Here is an 18790-nt window from a genome sequence, read left to right on the forward strand (position 1 = left end):
GCTCGCCAACGGCGCGCGCCTGGCCCGCGCTCGCAGTGCGAACTCACCGATCACTGCTCGGGCCCGACCTCACAGCCACGTCGTCGCCAGCCAGATGGCCACGGCCCCGGCGCCGATGAGCGTGAGGTTGAGGGCGATCCGGCGTCGGGCCGCGCATGTGCCTCTGCGGCACGGACGTTCAAAGACAGGAGCCGCCTCGGCTGTACGCATTCGGCGGCGTCAGCCATGGTCGCGTTGTCCTTCCGGCCCCTCGGTGAAATCGGTGGCGGGCTCGGTGGCGTAACGGCTCATCGTCCGGACGGTCGCCTGTGGGGTCATGGTCCGGCCGTCGGCGATCGTGTCCCGCAGGTCGCGGAAGTACTGCACATACAGGTCGGGCGTGAAAATGCTGAGCATGACGGCCGGTCGGTCGGTGGTGTTGGCGAACGTGTGCGGGGCTCCGGGCGGGACCAGCACGAACGTGCCCTCCGAGGCGTCGTGGTCCTTGTCACCGACCGTGAACCGCACCGTGCCGGAGATGATGAAGAAACCCTCGTCGTGCTGGGCATGACGGTGTTGCGGCGGTCCGGGCGTGTGCGGCGCGAGGACGGACTCCACGAGCCCGAGGCGGTGCCCGGTGTTGCTGCCGTCTTCGAGGACGCGCAGTCGCGTGGTGCCCAGGAGGATCGTCTCGCCGTCGCCCGGACCGACCACCGATACGTCGGGGTCGGTCAGTGGCTCACTGGTCAGCGGTTCGTCAGTCATGCGTCGATTCCACCGCCAGGGCGCTGCGACTGTCCAAGACCTGTTCCCGGACGTCGATACCGTCCGGGTATCGTTGCACCATGGAGCTACGTACGCTGCGCTACTTCGTGGCGGTCGCCGAGGAACTCCACTTCGGCCGGGCCGCCACCCGGCTGCACATGAGTCAGCCGCCCCTGAGCCGGGCGATCAAACAGCTGGAGACCGAGGTCGGCGCCACGCTGCTCGACCGATCGTCCGTCGGTGTCACGCTGACTCCGGTGGGAGCGGTACTGCTGGATGAAGCGCGCGCCCTGCTCGACCGGGCCGACCAGGTACGTGTACGCGTGGCCGCGGCGGCCGGAGCCGCGATCATTTCCGTGGGCATTCTTGGTGACAGTACCGATCCGGGCGCAACCCGGCTGGCCGCCGCCTTCCACCGTCGGCATCCACGCGTCGAGGTCCGCATCCGCGAGACCGACCTGACCGACCCCACCTGCGGGCTGCACGCCGGCGTGGTCGACGTTGCCCTGACCCGCGGGCCGTTCGACGAGACCGGCCTGACCGTTCATGAGTTGCGCGCCGACCCGGTGGGAGCGCTGCTGCGCGCCGACGATCCGCTGGCCCGCCGCGACCGACTGAAGCTGGCCGACCTGGCCGATCGCCGCTGGTTCGTTTTCCCGCAGGGCACTGATCCCCTCTGGCAGGCGTACTGGAACGGCGGAGAAGCCCGCGAGGGCCCGGTGGTGCGCGCCGTCCAGGAATGCCGGCAAGCCGTTCTCTGGAACGGCACGGTCGGCATGACGCTCCTGGCCCACCAGCCGGCGCGGGGGCTCACCGTGGTCCCGCTGATCGACATGGAGCCGAGCCGGGTGGTAGCGGCATGGAACAAGGGCGAAACGAATCCCCTGATCCGCTCGTTCGCCCAGATCGCGATCACCGCTTATCACGCCTGAACGCCTCACCGCGACGCACCGGTTCGAACCGCTCTCCCGCCCGAGCACCTGAATCCTCCACTCGGTCCAGCCGCACGTCCGGGGAGGCACCCCTGGTTCACTGGCGCTGGAGGGCCGGGGGCGGCTACTGGTCCCGCTCACGCCGGATCCGGCAGGTCCATCAGCGCGAGCTTGGCCGGGTCGATCACGACCTTCATGCCGGTGATCCGGCCGTCGACGACGGTGAACGCGAGGACCGAGAGCGGGGTGCCGTCCTCGCGCCAGGAAACGACTCCCGGGAGGCCGTTGACGAGCACCGGCCGCCCCTGCGTGGCTGCGCGGGCGGAGAGTTGCGCGCCGGCTGCGACCTTGGTGGCGCCGAGGGTGACGACCACGCCGGACGGGGTGTCGACGGTCAGTTTCACCTCGGGGTCGAGTAGCCGCAGCAGCTCCTCGAAGTCGCCGTGGCGAGCCGCTGTCAGGAATGCCTGGACCACCTCTCGCCGCTCCCGTCCGACGGCGGCCGGTCGCTCGCTCGCCCGTACCTTCCTGCGGGCGCGGCTGGCGAGCATCTTGGTGGCGCCGGTGGACTTGCCGAGGATCCGGCCGATCTCGTCGAACGGCACCGCGAACAGGTCGTGCAGCACGAACGCCAGCCGCTCGCTCGGCCCGAGCGACTTCAGAACGACGAGGAGCGCGAGCCCGACCGAGTCGGCGAGCACCGCGTCGTCCTCGGGAGCGGGACTGTCGTCGAGCGTCACCACGAGCTCGGACAGACCGTCGTCGTAGGACGCCTCCGGGCGGGCCTGCCGCGATCGCAGAACATCGAGACTGATCCGGCCGACCACCGTGGTCAGCCATCCGGCGAGGTTGTGGATGGTCGCCGTGTCCTGGCGGGAGAGGCGCAGCCAGGCCTCCTGGACCACGTCCTCGGCATCGGCGTGCGATCCGAGCATGCGGTGGGCGACCGCGCGCAGCCGGTCGCGCTGGGCCTCGAACGCCTCGGCCACCGGGTCCGTCTGGCTGGTGTCGGACATGTTGTTACCTTCCTCGGCTCTGCTCCGTCATGGGTGATGACGGGCCCGAAGGGGCGCAGGTAACCGATGAACCACCGATGGAGGAACAGGACCGATGGAAGCACGTGTGAAGAGCCCGGCCAGTCCCGATGTGATCACAGCGATCCAGCACCTCTACAAGGCGGTTCACGCGGGGGGCGTAAACCATCACCTGCTGTCCCTGATCCACCTGCGCGCCAGCCAGATCAACGGCTGCAGCCCGTGCGTTTTCGCCTCGATCGGGTCGGCGAAGAAGGCCGGTGAGACGGAGGAGCGGCTGCACAACGTGGTCGCGTGGCGCGAGACGCCCTTCTACACCGATGCGGAGCGGGCTGCCCTCGCCCTGACCGAGGCCGCCACCCGGCTCCAGGACGGCGCACCGGGTGTGACCGACGAGATCTGGGACGCCGCCGCCGACCACTTCAGCGAGGAACAACTGGGCGCGATCCTCCTGGAGGTAGCGATGACCAACTTCTTCAACCGGATCAACCGCACGGTCCGGGAGCAGGCCGGCAAGACCTGGTGAGCCGGGCGGGGCGTCATCCCTCGGAGACCGTGCCTTCCCAACGCCAAGGGATGACGCCCCGCCCGATCCACCGGCCTTGTCCATTCCTCGTCCGACACCCCTGTGTCGCAGTATGAGCGCTTGCCGCGGGTTGTCCGGGCGCCCACGCGGCGACCGGTTCGCAGCTCGCAGCGCACACACTCGACGTAACCGTGTCGGCTCCGGCCCCGGCCGCCCCTACAGCCAGTCGTGTTCACGCGCGTAGCGCGCCGCTTCGTGCCGGGTCCGTGTCTGGGTCTTCTGCATGGCGTTCGAGAGGTAGTTCCGTACGGTGCCTGGCGCCAAATGGAGGCGGGTGGCGATGTCGGCGACGGAGTACCCGCCACCGGTCTCCCTCAGGACGTCGATCTCCCGGTCGGTGAGTGGGCAGTCGTCGACGACGGCGAGCGCGGAGACGTCCGGGTCGATCCAACGCTTGCCCTCGTGCAGAGTGTTGATGACCTCCGTGATGTGCGCGGGTTCTGCCGACTTGCTGACGAATCCCTGGACTCCGAGTTTCAGGGCTTTGCGCAGCACCCCCGGTCTGGCATGGCGGGTCACCATGAGGATCACCTGGTCCGGCCGCGCACGGCGGATCTCTGCGACCGCGCCGAGTCCATCCAGACCGGGCATCTCCAAGTCGATGACCAGCACGTCGGGCCGGTGTCGCAGTGTGGCCCGGACGGCCGATTCGCCGTCCTGCGCTTCGGCGAGCACAGTGATCTCGCCTTCGAGGGTCAGCAACGACGCCAGCGCTCTGCGGAGAAGGGCCTCGTCGTCGGCGAGCACCACGGTGGTCATCGACCGTCCTCCCGTGCCGCGGAGGGCATCGTCGCCGAGCGGAGGTGCGGAAACGCCGCAGCCGTGCGGAAGTTCCCGTTCTCCTGCTCCACCGTCAGCTCCCCTCCGTTGTCGCTCACTCGTTCCTTGAGGGTGGCCAGTCCGCTGAGCGCTGGAAGGGGAGCCGCCCCCGCGCCGTCGTTGACGATGGTGATGCCCGACTCCGAGAGGGTGATCCCCACCCGCGTGGCTTGCGCGTGGCGCAGGATATTGGTCGTCGTCTCGCGGAGGACCTGGCCGAGCAGTCCGTTGACGCTCTCATCGACGTCGGCTCCGCGGTGGACGCGTACGCGGATGTCCGCGGCTTCGAAGAGGTTCTTCGCGTTCTCCAGCTCCACGGACAGGTTGAGCCGCCGCTGCGCGTAGGCGAGCTCCTTGGTCCGGGTGATGGTGTCGCTGACCAGGGCACGCACCTCCCGCAGTTCGTCCTCCACGCGCCCGATGTCGCTGCGCAGCAGCTTCTCGGCCAGCATGATCTTCAGCTTCACCACATGCAGTGTGTGGCCCTGGATATCGTGCAGATCACTGGCGAACCGAATGCGCTCCCGGATGACGGCCAGTTCCGCTTCGCGTTCCCGTGACTGCTCCATGATCTTGTAGAACAGCTGGTTGGCGAGCATGAGGCCGGTCGCCAACGCTGTGGCGCCCGTGGGGACGACGACGTACCGGATCAGAACGCCGGGAACATCGTCCTGCGATTCGAGCAGCTTCGCGGTGCCCACCGCGGCGACGAACGTGATGAGTGCCAGGGCTGCCACGCCTCGGTGACGGGGCAGCTGAGAGAGGAGGTAGGGGCCCACGATCAGAATTCCGTAGAACGCGGTGTGACTGTCGGCCACCAGCACTCCGAACGGCCACACGGCCGCGGTGATGATCAGGCAGTGGAGCGCGACGCGGGAGGTGTCGCTCGCTGTCCACCGCTCGACGACCACCATGGCCGCTATCACGCTCAGGGTGAGGACCGCGGCGTCCCACCAGTTCCGGGCGTCGATCGCCACCAGCATCGCCCCTACGGCGGCGAGCGGCGGGACGAACGCGATGAGGTTCCATCTGCGCAGCCGTCCCTGCGTCGTCCCGCTGTGCTCGAACATCTCGTGCGCCGCTCGCTGGGCCGGTCTCACCGGTCGCCGCCCAGTTGCCGAGTGCGCGGGCCGGGTGAGGGGATCGCCGGACTGTGCGGGGGCCTGGTGTCCATGTGCGGCTCTCTCCGGGATCGAAAAGCAGAGTCTGCCACGCAGTATTCTTCCGGCTCGGCGGATGACACCAGTGACACTGCGTCATGCCTTCACCTCAAGAATGTCATGGTGCAGTGCTGACACCGTGCCACTGCCGGCCGCTCGCGAGGGCGGCTGAGATCGACGCATGACCTCGACACCAGTCATCGACGTTAAACGTCTGAACCTCAGCTACGGCGACTTCCACGCCGTGAAAGACCTGTCCTTCCAGGTGGAGAAGGGTGAGCTGTACGCGCTGCTCGGCACGAACGGGGCCGGAAAGACCTCGACCCTGGAGACGGTCGAAGGCCACCGTACGGCCACCTCGGGCACCGTACGGGTCTTCGGGCAGAGCCCCCTCGACCGGCGCGCGGTGCGGCCCCGGATGGGCATCATGCTGCAGGAGAGCGGGTTCTCCCCGGACCTGACGGTGAAGGAATCTGTCCGGCTGATCGGAAAGCTCTCCCGGCGTACGGACAGGGCCGAACGCGTACTCGACATCGTCGACCTCACCCAGAAGTCCGATGTCCAGGTGTCCCAGCTCTCCGGCGGTGAGAAGCGACGTCTGGACTTCGCCACCGCTGTGTACGGGAACCCGGAGCTGATCTTCCTGGACGAGCCCACCACCGGCTTGGACATCCCGTCGCGGGACGCCCTTTGGGACGCCGTGGACAAACTGCGCGAGGACGGATCCACCATCGTGCTCACCACGCACTATCTGGAAGAGGCGCAGCAGCGCGCCGATCGCATCGGGCTTATGCACAAGGGCGCCTTCCACCAGGAAGGGACCGTCACCGAGCTGACGCAGACCTTGCCGGCCGCGATCCGCTTCTCCCTGCCGGTCCCCGCGCCGGCACTGCCGCTGCGGGCCACGCGCGAGCTGGACGGAAAGTTCCTGATCGAGACCTTCGGCCTGCAGAAGGACCTCCACACCCTGCTCGGTTGGGCGCACACCAACGCGGTAGAGCTACGGGAACTCCAAGCCGGACCGACGAGGCTCGACGACGTCTTCCGCTCCATCGGCAGCGAATAGGCCCTCCCGGAACTTCCCAAGAAAGGGACCTGCACCATGCTGTCGATCGCTCTCAGCGAGCTGATCCAGATCTTCCGGAACCGGCCGGTTCTGGTCACCAGTTTCCTCATTCCCGTAGCGGCCTGCGCGTACTTCGTCTACAAGCACGAAGCCATCGCGGACCTGCGCAGCCTCGGATACATCGTGGCGGTGGTGATGTTCACCGTGGGCGCGTTCGGGCTCTACACCACCGCGGTGACCACGCTCGCCTCGCACCGTCAGACCCTCTTCCTCAAGCGGCTGCGCTCCACTCCGGCGGGCGACGCCGGAATTCTCTCCGGGCTGATACTCCCGGTCACGGTCCTCGCGCTGATCCAGACGACCGCGATCCTCGCCGTACTGGCCGCGGTCGCGGGCGGACCGGCCAACGTTCTCCTCCTGGCGGCGGCGGTCCTCTCAACGGTGATCATGATGCTCGGCCTGGCGCTGGCCACGGCGGGAGTGACGAACTCCCCCGAGCACGCCCAGGTGACCACGCTGCCCATCAGCCTCGGCGCCATCGCCGTCTCCAACTGGGTGGCCATCACCGGCACCGGGGAACTCACCCTGCTCAAGCGGCTGCTCCCCGGCGGCTCGGCCACCGAACTGGTCCTCAACGCCTGGAACGGCGGCGTTCCTGTCGCCGACTCCCTGTTTCTGCTGCTGCCCACCCTGAGCTGGGTCATCGTCGCCGTCGCGCTGGCCTCCCGCCTCTTCCGCTGGGAACCGCGCCGATGACCGTACTGAGCGCAGGGAAGTTTCTGTGCCCTGAGTCCTGAGTCCTGAGGGGGCCTGAGCCCTGAGCCCTGAGCCCTGGGGGGAAGTCGCACTGAGGCGCACCGTCCCGGTACATCTGTTCCGGGACGGAACGGGCCGGGACGGGCCGGACAGAGCTGGGCCTGGGAAGAGGGTTTACGGTGCCGATGGGCCCCCGAGGTCAGTCGTCCGGAGTGTGGAGCTCCCAGACCTGCAGGGCGTCACGGGACTCGGACGGAGTCCACCAGGCGCCGTTGCCCAGCGCGGTCGGCTGCCAGGGGACCGGCGAAGGATAGGTGACCTGCACGAGACCGCGCGTCCCCATGGTGTCGACCAGCCAGTGCCGGCCGCGGCCCCACTCCTCGTCGCTCTCGGCGGTCGAGACGATCAGGGTCCTCTCGTCGACGAACCCACCTGCCCAATCCCAGCAGACAAGCATCTCGTCGTCATCGCCCGAGGGAGCGTCAGGGTGCCTGGGAACCACTGCCCCCGCGTCCCACTCCAACCCTTCCACCACGGCGCCGTGGGAGTCGCGAACGGCGAGCGAGTCCTGATCGTGGGCGACCGTCATGAGCCGCTCACCCGAGGGGCTCACACTCAGCAGGCACAGATCGCCCTCCACGTAGTCGACGTCCACCTCTGCCCCGTCCCACCGGCCCCAGCGCAGGGGTGCCCCGTCCTGCCCTTCGCCGATGCTCAGCCCCATCTGATGCGGGTCGGTCGGGTGGGCAAGGTGAAGACTGCCGACCGCCGCGGCCTCGGCGTTGACCCGCGCGAGCACTCGGTCGTCTTCGGCGTCGAGCACCAGCCACTCGTCGGCTGCTTCAGGGCTCGGCCCGCCCTCGGGCAACGGGCCGCGTACGTGCGCCCAGACGAGTCTGCCGTCCGCCGAGAAACCGACCGAGCCACCGTCCGGGTACCGATGATCCTGGCGATCCGCGTACTCACCGTACGACTCGTGCGTCTCCCGGCACGCGCCGTTCCAGCATCCATGCCGAACCTCCCAGCGCATCGCACCCGTCGGCTCCACCGCCCGCACGGCATGAACCCCGGCGAAAACAGCGACACTTGCGTCCGGCGCCACCTCCCACGTCCCGTAGAGACGCGGCCAGGGCGCGGGAAAGGAGACCCTCGCCCCAGGGCGTGCGGCGAAGGCATCGTCCAGAGCCTGGGCCACGATCTCGTCGTCGCTCCGCTGGACAAGCATCCTGTGCCCCGACAGCCCTGCGATGTCCGGCGGACCGGCCTGTGACGCGGGCATGAGCGCGGGGACGGTGGCACAGAGCCGGGCACGAACAGACACGCCAAACCTCCGAGAGCGGTGAAACTCCGCGAACCCTACGGCACACATCAGACACCCGGACGTGCGCCCAAAAATACGGCTACCGTCGGCCACCGGCGGTACGACATTGGCGCGTCCGCATGTCCGGACCTGGTGCGCACACCGCAAGACCTGGGTATGTCCCCGGCGTCCCGCAGCACGGTCAGAGGGGGACGACTCCGATCTCCAACTGGCCAAGCCGGCTCTGTGAGTTACCCCGAACAGTTCGTGACGTGTTCAGCACATAGTCGCCGGGAGGCCCCACACTTCGCCGGGAGCATGAACACGCTCCCCCGCCCGCCCGACCCCTCAAGAAAAGGACCGGCCACCTTGCATACCCACTGGCGTAGACAAGCCCACATCACCGCCGTCGCCCTGACCTTCCTCACCCTTGGCCTGTCCGGCGTTCCGGCCTCGGCGCAGGACCGGTCCACGGTGCGGATCAACGAAACCGAGTCGAGCGGCGGCAGCCCGGGGGACTGGGTCGAGCTCGTCAACACCGGAACCGTCGCAGTCGATGTCTCCGGATGGGTCGTCAAGGACAACGACAACTCCCACTCCTACAAGATCGGCAAGAACACGTCGATCGCTCCGGGTGCTTTCCTCGCCCTGGACGTCGACTCCTCGTTCGGCCTGGGCAGCTCGGACTCCGCGAGGTTGTTCCAGGCGGACGGTTCCACGCTGGTGGACTCCTACACCTGGACCGACCACGCCACCACCACCTTCGGGCGTTGCGGGGACGGCACCGGTGCCTTCACCACCACTTCAGCCCCGACCAAGGGCACGGCGAACGCCTGCGGCGGGGGCGGCTCCGACGCCGCGTGGCCGGGTGACGGGGCGGTGACCGTCGCCGATGGCTCGAACGTGTTCGGGGAGAACCTCAGCGGACTGTCCTTCGAGAGCACGGGCGTGCTCTGGGCGGTACAGAACGGCCCCAGCAAGCTGTACCGGCTGGTCCCCAACGGTACGACGTGGCGCCCCGACCCGGCAGGCGGCTGGGCATCCGGCAAGAGCCTGCGCTATGCGGGTGGCAGCGGCGAGCCTGACGCCGAGGGTGTGGTCGTCACCCCCGACGGCATGTTCGTCGCCACCGAGCGCGACAACAGCAAGGGCTCCACCAGCGCGCCGAAGATCCTGCGCTTCGACGCCTCTTCCACGACGTCCTCGCTGAACGCGACCCAGGAGTGGAACCTCACTTCCGACCTGCCCTCCCTGCCGGCCAACGCCGGCCCCGAAGCCCTCTCGTGGGTCCCGGACACCTTCCTGACCGCGCACGGCTTCCGTGACGAGCGCACCGGCGCCACCTACGATCCGGCCGGATACCCCGGCCACGGCAACGGCCTGTTCTTCGTCGGAGTTGAGGCCACCGGCACCATCTACGCCTACGCCCTCAATCAGTCCGGCGGCGGGTACACCCGCATCGCCACGGCCACCAGCGGCTTCACCGGCGTGATGGACCTGGAGTTCGAGCCCGCCACCGGACACCTGTGGGCCGTCTGCGACGACACCTGCCAGGGCCGCACCTCGACCCTCGACATCAACGCCCAGGGCAAATTCGCCATCACCCACACCTACAACCGCCCCGCCGGCATGTCCGACTACAACAACGAGGGCTTCGCCATCGCCCCCCACACCACCTGCACGGGCGGCCGCAAACCGGTCATCTGGTCCGACGACAGCAACGACGGGGGCCACGCACTGCGCGCCGGAACCCTGAACTGCACCCCCTGACACCAGCCACTCGGCCTTGGCGCCGATGGACCCCGGCCGGACTCCGGCGGATGATCCGCCGGAGTCCGGCAAGCAGAGAAGAGGGACCCCGGTCGCCACCCGCCTCCGGGGTCCGGCCCCTCGGCAGACCTGACCCAAACAGCACCCGCGGCTGTACCCCCAACGCCCCCGACCGCTCGGTTGGCCGCACACGACGGAAGGCGAGCCGGGCGCGGGGGCGGCGCTCGGCGGAGCCGGTCAGGAAGCCGGGACGGGGCCGCCGGGCCGGAACCGCTCCACCCCGACGATGTGCCGCACCTTGACCGGGCGCACGATCACCGCGACCCGCTGCTCCCCCGGCATGATCCATTCGAACCGCTCGCTGCCCAGGTACTTCCGGGCCAGCCGGTCCATGCGGTCCTGTGCCTCCTCGCCCTCGATGAAGCGGGCCACCTCGCCACTGATCTGTACTCGGTCGAAGGGATCGGTGGCGTCCGCGTGCGAGAGATAGACGCGGGGGTCGCGGCGCAGGTTCTCCTCCTTCACCCGGCCCACGGAGGTGTTGAACGTCAGCTCCCCCTCCCCCTCAAGATCCACCCACATCGGGCTGACCTGCGGCGCTCCGTCGGCGAACACGGTGCCGACGTACCAGATGTGAGGGGCTTGCAGCCGGGCACGGACAGCTTCGTCGAAAGTCGCAGTCATCTTCGCAGGCTACCAACCATGATCGGCGGGACGGCCAGGGAAGCCATGGCCTCCGTCCGCTCTGCCCCTATGGTCAAAGCCCACCCCTGTCACGTAAGGCTCACTACGCAGTATCACCTATTACCATCCAGAGGGCGGGCGGCGATGCCGGACACCAGGATCAGCGAGCTCGTGCGGATGTGGATCAACGGCTGGGTCGTCTCCCGCGGCAGCGCGGACCCGATCGACGAGCCGCGGGGGTGGACGATCGGCGTCGGGCAGCCCAAGCACGTCGCGCGACACGTGCTGCCGGAGCCCTCCGAGGTCGATGTGCGCAAGATCGTCGCCGCGACGAGCGCGCCCGGCACGTGGCTGAAGCTGTTCGCCGAGGATCAGACAGTCCTGCCCTGGGTCGGTCCGGGCCGGCGGTGCGACAGCCCCGGATTCCTGATGACCTGCCACCTGATACCGGAGCGCACTGAGGTGCCGGCCGGTTACACGCTCACCGGTTGGACCCGTGGCGGCGTCAGCCGAGTACTGGTCCGCACGCGCGCCGGGCACTTCGCCGCCCGTGGACAGATCACCCAGGGAGGCGCCCATGTCGCGGTCGACCAAGTGGAGACCGCCGCCGAGCACCGGCGCAGGGGCCTCGGCGGCCTGGTGATGCGCACACTGCAGAGCACCGCATACGAGGCCGGCGCAAGGACTGGCCTCCTGGTCGGCACACCTGAGGGCCGGGCTCTCTACACCTCACTGGGCTGGGCCACGCACTCCCCCATGGCGAGCCTCTGGTACGAGCCTTCGGATGCCGCCCAGCGAGCTGAATAGTCACTACTGGCCCCATCTCGCCGGACTCCACCTACGCGGGGGCATCCTGTGGCTCCGCAGCCCGCACCTCGTCGATGGCGCTCGCACCGTCTGCACGGTCATGCGCCGTCATGCCGCCGAGGTGACCACCGATCTGTCATGGGATCGGGCCTGGTGGCTACATCGCCGGGTGGAGCAGCCGGGCGGTGCCCCGACCACGAGAGCCATCTGCGGCCGGCACCCCACGCCCTGGACGAAGCCGCTCACCACGGTGCCGAGCTCGGTGTCCTTCCCGGCCTCTGCCTTCACGGCTTCGCCTCGGAGGCAAGAGACCAACCTCGCTGTTTCACTTGGGAGCACAGCGGAGTACGCCACTCTCAGCCCGGTCGCTCCGGCGAGGTCCGCCAGCAAACGTGCTCCGGAGAAAGTGCCTTGCTCCAGCGACGACAGAGCCCCTGGGCAAGGCCCATCGCCCCAGCTCAGGAAGGCGCTTTCGTGGTTCCTCCCCTCTTCCGACCTCATCTCGATCGAAACGGTGAGGTCAGTAGGCGTGGTCGGCCGTGACGTCCGCCGAGAGGTCGAGAGCTCGTTGGGCGGCCGTGGCGCGTTGGGCCATGAGGGTCTGGGTGAGGGCATCGACAGCGGCGAGGTGGGCGATGCGGCTGGCGGTGGTCTCCAGGCCGAACACGAGGTCCTGCCCGCCTGCCACGAGAGTGTGGGTACTGGTTTCACTCAGCGGGGATTGGGCGTAGCTGGTGATGGCGACGACGGTGGCGCCGGCTTCACGGGCGCGGCGTGCGGTGTCGACCGTGCTGCGGGTGGCGCCGGTGTGGCTGATCGCCAGGCACACGGCGTCGGCGGGGAGTTGGGCAGCAGCCAGTTGGGCGGTGAGGGGGTCGGTGGGGGCGTCGACGACGCAGCCCAGGGCGCGCAGGCGGTAGGCGGCGTCGATGGCCACGGCCGCGGAGAGCCCGGCGGCGGTCACGACGACATGGGGGGCGGCGTTCAGTGCGGCTGCTGCGGCCTGGAGTTGCGCCGGGGTAAGGGTCGTGGTGAGTCCGTCGAGGGCTTCGTGGGAGGCGCGCAGGGTGTCGTTGAGGGCGCGTGTTGCGGGGTCGTCGAGGTCGGGTGCGGGGATGCGGGCGGGGACCTGTCGCGCGGCGGCGATCTTCAGCTCCTGGTAGCCGCGGAACCCCAGGCGCTGGCACGCGCGGACGACGGAGGAGGACGCGGTGCCTGCGAGCTTGGCGACATCGCTGACGCTGAGCGCGACGAGATCGGGGCCTTGGTCGAGGATCACTTGGGCGACTCGGACCTCGGTCTCGCGGAGCTCCGGGAGCCTCGCACGCAGGTGGGACGTGAGACTGTATCCCGGTGCGGAATTTTGTTCCATGTGCTTAGAGTAGCGCGGAATTATATTCCTCACCTGTTCCTGGCCGTCAGGAGTTCCCTCTCCATGCCCTCTTTCCTGCCCGCGGGCGCCTTCGTTCCTGCGGCGGTGCTCAGCGCCGCCGTCCTGCATGCCGTGTGGAATGCCATGGCTCACCGCATCCCCGACAAGCTTGTCGGCTTCACGCTGATCAACCTCGCCTATACCGGATGCGCGGCCGTCATGGTCTGCTTCGTCCCGTTTCCTCATGCCTCGGCGTGGCCGTTCATCCTGACCTCGGCCGTCCTTGAGGTGCTCTCACAGCTCTTCCTGCTGCGCGCCTACCAGCTCGGCGACTTCGGTCAGATGTACCCGCTGGCCCGCGGCACTGCTCCGCTGCTGGTCGCTTTCGCCGCAGTGAGCATCCTGGGCCAGTCCCTGACCGCGGTCGAGACCGCGGGCATCGTGGCCATCTCCGCAGGTCTGACGGGGCTGGCCTTCGCCAACGGGTGGCCCGGACGCGCCCAGCTGCCCGCGCTGGCCGCAGCGGTGGCCACCGGCGCGGTCATCGCCGCGTACACCGTCATCGACGGCACCGGGGTACGCCACTCGGAGACGGTGGCCGGATACATCGCCTGGCTCTTCCTCCTCCAAGGACCGGTCCTGCCACTTCTCGCCCTGGCGCGCCGTGGCCGCTCCCTGCCCGCCCAGCTCCGGCCAGACCTCGCTGTGGGCCTGCTGGGCGGCACCCTCTCCCTGCTCGCCTACGGACTGGTCATCTGGGCACAAGCCCACGGCGACCTCGCCACGATCGCCGCCCTGCGCGAGACCAGCATCCTCATTGCCGCGCTCATCGCCACCCTCATGTTCCGTGAACGCTTCGGCCGCCTGCGCCTGGCTGCGAGCGCGGCTGTACTGACAGGCATAGCCGTCCTGGAACTCGCCCATCCTTGATGTGGAGCTTGGGGCGAGAACCGATGCCCTGCACGCAGAAAGTGCTTTCCGCTTGGACCGACAGAACCCCTCGACAAGGCTCATCGTCCCAGCTCAGATGGCACTTTCGTCGTTCCTCCCCGCCTCCGGCCTCATCTCGACCGTAACGGCGAGGCCAACCCCGATAAAGCCGGCGCGACGAGCAGAAACCCATCAGCCTCCTGACGGACGGCCGAGCCGCAAGGTCACCCGATCCACGGCTGGAGCACCAGAGGTGCGGCCTCCGTGATCGGAGGGCCGGGAAGATACCCTTCATCAGCTCGGACCGGGCCTCAAGCGGTTGCGCGTCGCCCGGAACAGCCATTGATCACATACACAAATGCGCGTCGGCCGTATCGATCTGCCGATCTTGCCCTTTCGGTCCCTGAAATGGCCCGGATGACTGGTACAGAGGGGCAAGTGCCCACTGCTCCTTTTCGGTGAAGGTGGTCTTGATCGGATTCGTTGGGTGGTGGTGTACTGCTCGCCGCACCGCCGCGTGAAAGCACGTCAGGCCCGCGTTCCCGTTGGGACCATTGTTTCGCCTGCGGTGCACGGAAGACGGATCGGCCGGATTCAGGCTGGCCAGATGGGGGAACGTCATGTTCGACGAAAGCTACGCATTCCCGTCCGACCTGCGGGAGCGGGTGCGAATGGGCGGCGGCTTGGGCCGGGTGGCGGTGATCGGCGCCGGTGTCGCCGGACTTGTGGCGGCCTACGAGTTGCAGCATCGCGGCTACGACGTGGTGGTGTACGAGAGGGCGAGCCGGCCTGGCGGCCGGGTCCGCACCCATCGTTTCTGGGACGACACGCACGCGGAGTTGGGTGCGATGCGCATTCCCGATAATCATCACTGCGTGTTGCAGTATGTCCACGAGTTCGGTTTGAGAGTTCGCCCATTCATCAACTCGAACCCGGACGCTTACTACCACCTGCGAGGGCGGAGAGTCCGGATGCGTAACGCGCATCATCTCTATGCGGGTTTCGACTTGCGGAGCAACGAGGAGGAGCCTCCTCTTCTGCTTCTCGACCGCCTGCTGCGAACAGTATGGGAAACGCTGAGCTTCGAGCAGCAGCGCCGCGTGCTGCAGGGTCAGTGGGATGATCCGGCTCTCGGCCGACTGGTGTCTGTATCGTTGTGGCAGTTCGTGCACGAACACATGTCAAAGGATGCCTGGGACTTCGTAGGACATGCCACAGGGCTGGTTCACTACGAGCACTCTTCGCTGCTGGAGGTCCTCGTCGATCATTTCGGTCTGTTCCACACCACCCAGTTGGAACTGGTTGACGGAATGGATTCCCTGGTGCGCGCTTTCGTGGAGCGACTGGTCCCGAACACGGTCCGGTTGTCCACCGACATCAGAGAAATCGCTCTGACCGGCCGAGGGGCGTCGGTGCGTGGCCAGCGGATGGGAACGTCGTTCGAGAACGACTTCGACTTCGTCATCTGTTGCGTCCCCGCTCCCGCACTCGACCGGATCGCGTTCCTGCCCGGCCTGCCCCACCATCAGCGTCAGGCGATCCGGGGTATCAGTTACGCCAGCAGCTCCAAGAGCCTGCTGCACCTGACGCGCCGCAGGTGGGAGTCGCGCGACGGCCTGTTCGGAGGGGGCAGCTTCACCGATCTCCCGATCCAGCAGTGCTGGTATCCCTCGGACAACGCCCGCCCCGCTGGTGAGAGTCCCGACGGCCTCACGCCACGCTGGACCGCCCAGGACCCGCAGCGCTCCGAAGCGCCCACGGCCCTTCTCGGGGCGTACCTCTGGGGGGCCAATGCCAGCCGCTTCGCCGCGATGTCGTCCGACGATCGTGACCGCCTGGTCCTGGACGGTCTGGAACAGCTCCACCCCGGCATCGCCGAGGACGTCGATGACATCGTCCACTGGAACTGGGGTGAGCAGGCAGGAATGGGCGGTGGTGCCTTCGCACACCTGCGGCCGGGCGAGCACGGCCGCCATCTCGAAGCGCTCGGCTCTCCGCACCCCGTCGAGGACCCACGCGTCTTCTTCGCCGGTGAGCACCTGTCCGGTGCGCACGCATGGTGCCAGGGCGCGGCGCAGTCAGCTCTCCATGTCGTCAGCCAACTACTCGGCATGCGGCAGCACGCAGAAGCCGCCGCCCCCGTGGGGGCGGCATGACCGGAAGGGCCGCCTTGAACCACGAAGACCTCTCCACCGTCATGGCTCCGTCGCCGGCGGCGACGGAGCAGGTAGGCATGGAAATCGAGTCCGGCCTCGTCTCACCCGACACCGGGCGTGCCACTCCCTACGAGGGCAAGAACGGGACGCTGGCGGTCCTGGAGACAGTTCTTGAGGAGTGGGGCGGTGAGCGTCTGGAGGATGCGGGACTGCTGACCGGTATCCGGCTGGAGAGCGGCACTCAGATCACCCTCGAACACGGCGGGCAGGTGGAATACTCATCGACCCCCGCGCCCAATCTGCAGAGCGCGGTGGATGACGCACGCGACACGTTGCAGCGGCTCGCGGATCTTGTCGGCCGGTTCGGTCTGGCGCTCCTGCCCGGCGCCAACCTCCCCTTCGACGACACCGCCACCATCGGCTGGGTGCCCTCCACCCGCGGCGGGCTCATGCGTGACTTCTTCCAGCGCCTGGGACCCGCCGGGAGCGGCGCCGAACAGATCATGACGACATCGCTCTCCACCCAGGTCCACGTGGACTACTTGGACAGGCAGGACTTCAGCCACAAACTGCGCATGCACACGGCCGCCGCCCCCGTAGTAGCCGCGCTATTGGTCAACTCACCGCTCCAGGGCGGGCTTTCGAACGGACTCCTGTCGCACCGCTCGGACGCGTGGCTGCGCATGGACCCGCGCCGCTGCGGCACGCTGCCCCCTGCCCTGCGCCCGGACGTCGGGATCGAAGATGTCGTCGACTGGGCCCTGCAGGTTCCCATGCTCTACCACCGGGCCGCCGACGGCGCGTACCACGCGGCCCCCGACCGCTCCTTCGCCACCATCCTGGACAAGGGCTTCGACGACGGAACCATGCCCACGATGCATGACTGGAATGCTCACCTGTCGCAGATCTGGACGAATGTTCATGTACGCAGCACCCTCGAACTGCGCGGTGCCGACGGACCTCATTTCCACCACATCCCAGCCGTGCCGGCCTTGTGGGTAGGTCTCAGCTACCACGCACCGTCACGCGACGCCGCCTGGAACCTGCTCGGCCACCACACCCTGCGGGACCACGAAGATGCCCTGCGCAACCTCCCACGCGAAGGACTGCGGACGAGGCTGGGCAACGACCGTATCCACGATCTCGCCACAGAACTGCTCCGCCTGGCCCGCCAGGGTCTGACGGCCCGGGTCAGAGCCGGCCTGGAACCCGCCCGGGTAGTGGACTACCTCGACCCGCTCGACGAAATCCTCGCCACGGGACGGACCTTCGCGGAACAGACCCTGCACCTCTGGGAGACGGATCTGCGCCGAGACCCCCAACGGTATGTGACGGCATTCCGCGTCTGAAGAGCGTTCCGTCCTGGCGAGAGCGCTCGGCAACGCGGCGACGCCACGGATGGCTACGGGCGTTGGCCCATGGAGAAGCGGTACGACAGGCCCCGGCGGGCCTGCGACGGTCCGGGTGCGCCGAGGGCGGAGCCCCCCGCCCCGAGTACCGCCCGCTGCGCCACGACCCGTCCCACCTCGTCCTGTTCTGCGAGGTGGGGCAGGCCCTACCCCCAAGCCTGCGGTGTCCCCCAGTGACCGGGCGACCGCCGGTAAGAAAGGGTGAGGGGCAGGACAACAGCATCTGAGATGTCGTCCTGGCCGGTCCAGCAACTGTGGCGGAACCGCGCATCGAACGTCCTGGTTCCGGGGCTCTGTCGCGCCGAACTCCTCAACCGGCGAACCCGCAGGGACCGGCGCGCCGTCACACACTCCAGCGAGCCGAAGGAACCTCCTTGCACAGCCCCGTAGCCCCGACGCGATACGCCGGTATCTCCGCCCGCACACCGGCAGTGCTCGTCACCCTCGCTGTGGCCCTCGTCGCCGCTCTCGTCGCCGCATTCGTCGTCGCCCCGGGCATGCTGGCGGCGAGCGGGGCGGACGACGGCCTCGCTGATAGTCACCACCTCACCGAAGCCGTCCGCGAGGCGCTCGTCGGGTACTGGAGTTCCGGCGACCGGGAATTGTCCCCGGACTTGGAGAGGGTGGTCGACTACTGGTTCCGCTACCACGTGGTCAAGGCCGTGATCGCTGCGATCCTGCTGCTCGTACTCGTTGCGTTCGGTGTTCGCCTCTGGAAGGCGTTCCTGAAGGCCGGCGGTCCAGGAGCGGGGAGAAGAGCCGCCCTCGCGTCGGCCGGCGTTCTTGTCACGATGCTCGCGCTGCTCTCGTTGGTGACGCTCATGGCCAACATCCAGGGGGCGGTGGCGCCCCTCTCCTCGCTGTTGCCGCTGCTGACGGTCGGCGCATCCGACGGCGAGCTCGCCGATACGCTCGATCAGGTCAGGCAGCAACTGGCCGACTCCCTGAGCACGGGTGCCCACACCTCACCCGCCCTTGACCTGATGACCAGCGACTTCGCTCGGTATCACGTAGCGATGGCCGTTGTCGGTTCGATCGTGGCGCTCGTCCTCATCGGCATGAGCGTCGCGCTGTGGATGAGGTTTGCGAGGACGGAGTCGTCCGACAGGCGGACCAGGCGCGTGTGGGGGTCGTTCGGAGCTCTCTCCGCGTTGTTGTCGCTGTTCGTCATCGTTGTCGCTGTGGCGAACACGGCCACCGCGGCAGATCCGGCACCGGCACTCCTGGCCTTCTTCGAAGGCGGATGGTGATTCGTCCCGCGGGCG

General features: G+C 68.2%; 17 protein-coding genes. 10 read left to right on the forward strand and 7 right to left on the reverse strand.

The window, feature by feature from the left end; genetic code table 11:
- Positions 1-219 precede the first annotated feature (219 nt).
- Positions 220-744, reverse strand: a complete 525-nt coding sequence (locus A6A29_RS39505; RefSeq protein ID WP_073728349.1) for a cupin domain-containing protein — start codon at positions 742-744, stop codon at positions 220-222.
- Positions 745-824: 80 nt separating this feature from the next.
- Here A6A29_RS39505 and A6A29_RS39510 point away from each other — a divergent pair, with 80 nt between their 5' ends.
- A complete protein-coding gene (locus A6A29_RS39510; protein ID WP_073728351.1) occupies positions 825-1676 on the forward strand; it encodes a LysR substrate-binding domain-containing protein in 852 nt (283 codons plus the stop codon).
- 137 nt (positions 1677-1813) lie between these two features.
- Here A6A29_RS39510 and A6A29_RS39515 read toward each other — a convergent pair whose 3' ends face one another.
- Positions 1814-2692 carry a sigma-70 family RNA polymerase sigma factor gene (locus A6A29_RS39515; protein WP_073728353.1) on the reverse strand — a complete coding sequence of 293 codons (879 nt, stop codon included), beginning with the start codon at positions 2690-2692 and terminating at the stop codon, positions 1814-1816.
- 94 nt (positions 2693-2786) lie between these two features.
- On the opposite strand from A6A29_RS39515, the gene A6A29_RS39520 reads away from it, so the two are divergent.
- Positions 2787-3236, forward strand: a complete 450-nt coding sequence (locus A6A29_RS39520) for a carboxymuconolactone decarboxylase family protein (protein ID WP_073728355.1) — start codon at positions 2787-2789, stop codon at positions 3234-3236.
- Between the two features lie 216 nt (positions 3237-3452).
- Here A6A29_RS39520 and A6A29_RS39525 read toward each other — a convergent pair whose 3' ends face one another.
- A complete protein-coding gene (locus A6A29_RS39525) occupies positions 3453-4055 on the reverse strand; it encodes a response regulator transcription factor (protein ID WP_073728357.1) in 603 nt (200 codons plus the stop codon).
- Entirely contained in the window at positions 4052-5185 is a 1134-nt protein-coding gene (locus tag A6A29_RS39530; RefSeq protein ID WP_073728359.1) for a sensor histidine kinase, read from the reverse strand. The genes A6A29_RS39525 and A6A29_RS39530 overlap by 4 nt, the downstream gene beginning before the upstream one ends.
- Positions 5186-5456: 271 nt before the next feature.
- Here A6A29_RS39530 and A6A29_RS39535 point away from each other — a divergent pair, with 271 nt between their 5' ends.
- Entirely contained in the window at positions 5457-6341 is an 885-nt protein-coding gene (locus A6A29_RS39535) for an ABC transporter ATP-binding protein (RefSeq protein ID WP_073728361.1), read from the forward strand.
- A gap of 36 nt (positions 6342-6377) precedes the next feature.
- Positions 6378-7097: an ABC transporter permease gene (locus tag A6A29_RS39540; RefSeq protein ID WP_073728363.1), complete on the forward strand. Its 720-nt coding sequence runs from the start codon at positions 6378-6380 to the stop codon at positions 7095-7097.
- A 199-nt stretch (positions 7098-7296) separates the two neighbouring features.
- On the opposite strand, the gene A6A29_RS39545 is transcribed toward A6A29_RS39540, so the two are convergent.
- Complete coding sequence (locus A6A29_RS39545; RefSeq protein WP_073728365.1) at positions 7297-8418, reverse strand: hypothetical protein; 1122 nt, start codon at positions 8416-8418, stop codon at positions 7297-7299.
- Positions 8419-8766: 348 nt separating this feature from the next.
- Here A6A29_RS39545 and A6A29_RS39550 point away from each other — a divergent pair, with 348 nt between their 5' ends.
- Positions 8767-10167, forward strand: coding sequence for a lamin tail domain-containing protein (locus A6A29_RS39550; protein WP_241838819.1), 1401 nt, complete (start codon positions 8767-8769; stop codon positions 10165-10167).
- Between the two features lie 237 nt (positions 10168-10404).
- Here the strand turns inward: A6A29_RS39550 and A6A29_RS39555 are convergent, their stop codons facing one another.
- A complete protein-coding gene (locus A6A29_RS39555) occupies positions 10405-10851 on the reverse strand; it encodes a TIGR03618 family F420-dependent PPOX class oxidoreductase (protein WP_073728367.1) in 447 nt (148 codons plus the stop codon).
- Positions 10852-10995: 144 nt separating this feature from the next.
- On the opposite strand from A6A29_RS39555, the gene A6A29_RS39560 reads away from it, so the two are divergent.
- Positions 10996-11658, forward strand: coding sequence for a GNAT family N-acetyltransferase (locus A6A29_RS39560; protein WP_073728369.1), 663 nt, complete (start codon positions 10996-10998; stop codon positions 11656-11658).
- Positions 11659-12178: 520 nt separating this feature from the next.
- On the opposite strand, the gene A6A29_RS39570 is transcribed toward A6A29_RS39560, so the two are convergent.
- The gene (locus A6A29_RS39570; RefSeq protein WP_073728373.1) at positions 12179-13030 is read right to left on the reverse strand and encodes a MurR/RpiR family transcriptional regulator; all 852 of its coding nucleotides are present in this window, start codon (positions 13028-13030) and stop codon (positions 12179-12181) included.
- Positions 13031-13093: 63 nt separating this feature from the next.
- On the opposite strand from A6A29_RS39570, the gene A6A29_RS39575 reads away from it, so the two are divergent.
- The 4 genes from A6A29_RS39575 to A6A29_RS39590 all read left to right on the forward strand — a co-directional run bounded on the left by A6A29_RS39575 (position 13094) and on the right by A6A29_RS39590 (position 18775).
- Positions 13094-13960 (forward strand): EamA family transporter, encoded by an 867-nt coding sequence (locus tag A6A29_RS39575; protein WP_198953562.1) that lies wholly within the window; start codon positions 13094-13096, stop codon positions 13958-13960.
- Between the two features lie 620 nt (positions 13961-14580).
- Positions 14581-16116 carry a flavin monoamine oxidase family protein gene (locus tag A6A29_RS39580; RefSeq protein ID WP_073728375.1) on the forward strand — a complete coding sequence of 512 codons (1536 nt, stop codon included), beginning with the start codon at positions 14581-14583 and terminating at the stop codon, positions 16114-16116.
- Between the two features lie 77 nt (positions 16117-16193).
- Positions 16194-17465: a glutamate-cysteine ligase family protein gene (locus A6A29_RS39585; protein WP_158074505.1), complete on the forward strand. Its 1272-nt coding sequence runs from the start codon at positions 16194-16196 to the stop codon at positions 17463-17465.
- Positions 17466-17956: 491 nt separating this feature from the next.
- Complete coding sequence (locus A6A29_RS39590) at positions 17957-18775, forward strand: hypothetical protein (RefSeq protein WP_241838820.1); 819 nt, start codon at positions 17957-17959, stop codon at positions 18773-18775.
- Positions 18776-18790: the final 15 nt, after the last annotated feature.

Source organism: Streptomyces sp. TSRI0281 (assembly GCF_001905125.1).
Lineage (GTDB): Bacteria > Actinomycetota > Actinomycetes > Streptomycetales > Streptomycetaceae > Streptomyces.

Bases quoted from the DNA above. Each gene is read 5' to 3' on its own strand.
- A6A29_RS39505 (WP_073728349.1), bottom strand. From the start codon at position 744: ATGACTGACGAACCGCTGACCAGTGAGCCACTGACCGACCCCGACGTA.
- A6A29_RS39510 (WP_073728351.1), top strand. From the start codon at position 825: ATGGAGCTACGTACGCTGCGCTACTTCGTGGCGGTCGCCGAGGAACTC.
- A6A29_RS39515 (WP_073728353.1), bottom strand. From the start codon at position 2,692: ATGTCCGACACCAGCCAGACGGACCCGGTGGCCGAGGCGTTCGAGGCC.
- A6A29_RS39520 (WP_073728355.1), top strand. From the start codon at position 2,787: ATGGAAGCACGTGTGAAGAGCCCGGCCAGTCCCGATGTGATCACAGCG.
- A6A29_RS39525 (WP_073728357.1), bottom strand. From the start codon at position 4,055: ATGACCACCGTGGTGCTCGCCGACGACGAGGCCCTTCTCCGCAGAGCG.
- A6A29_RS39530 (WP_073728359.1), bottom strand. From the start codon at position 5,185: ATGTTCGAGCACAGCGGGACGACGCAGGGACGGCTGCGCAGATGGAAC.
- A6A29_RS39535 (WP_073728361.1), top strand. From the start codon at position 5,457: ATGACCTCGACACCAGTCATCGACGTTAAACGTCTGAACCTCAGCTAC.
- A6A29_RS39540 (WP_073728363.1), top strand. From the start codon at position 6,378: ATGCTGTCGATCGCTCTCAGCGAGCTGATCCAGATCTTCCGGAACCGG.
- A6A29_RS39555 (WP_073728367.1), bottom strand. From the start codon at position 10,851: ATGACTGCGACTTTCGACGAAGCTGTCCGTGCCCGGCTGCAAGCCCCT.
- A6A29_RS39560 (WP_073728369.1), top strand. From the start codon at position 10,996: ATGCCGGACACCAGGATCAGCGAGCTCGTGCGGATGTGGATCAACGGC.
- A6A29_RS39570 (WP_073728373.1), bottom strand. From the start codon at position 13,030: ATGGAACAAAATTCCGCACCGGGATACAGTCTCACGTCCCACCTGCGT.
- A6A29_RS39575 (WP_198953562.1), top strand. From the start codon at position 13,094: ATGCCCTCTTTCCTGCCCGCGGGCGCCTTCGTTCCTGCGGCGGTGCTC.
- A6A29_RS39580 (WP_073728375.1), top strand. From the start codon at position 14,581: ATGTTCGACGAAAGCTACGCATTCCCGTCCGACCTGCGGGAGCGGGTG.
- A6A29_RS39585 (WP_158074505.1), top strand. From the start codon at position 16,194: ATGGAAATCGAGTCCGGCCTCGTCTCACCCGACACCGGGCGTGCCACT.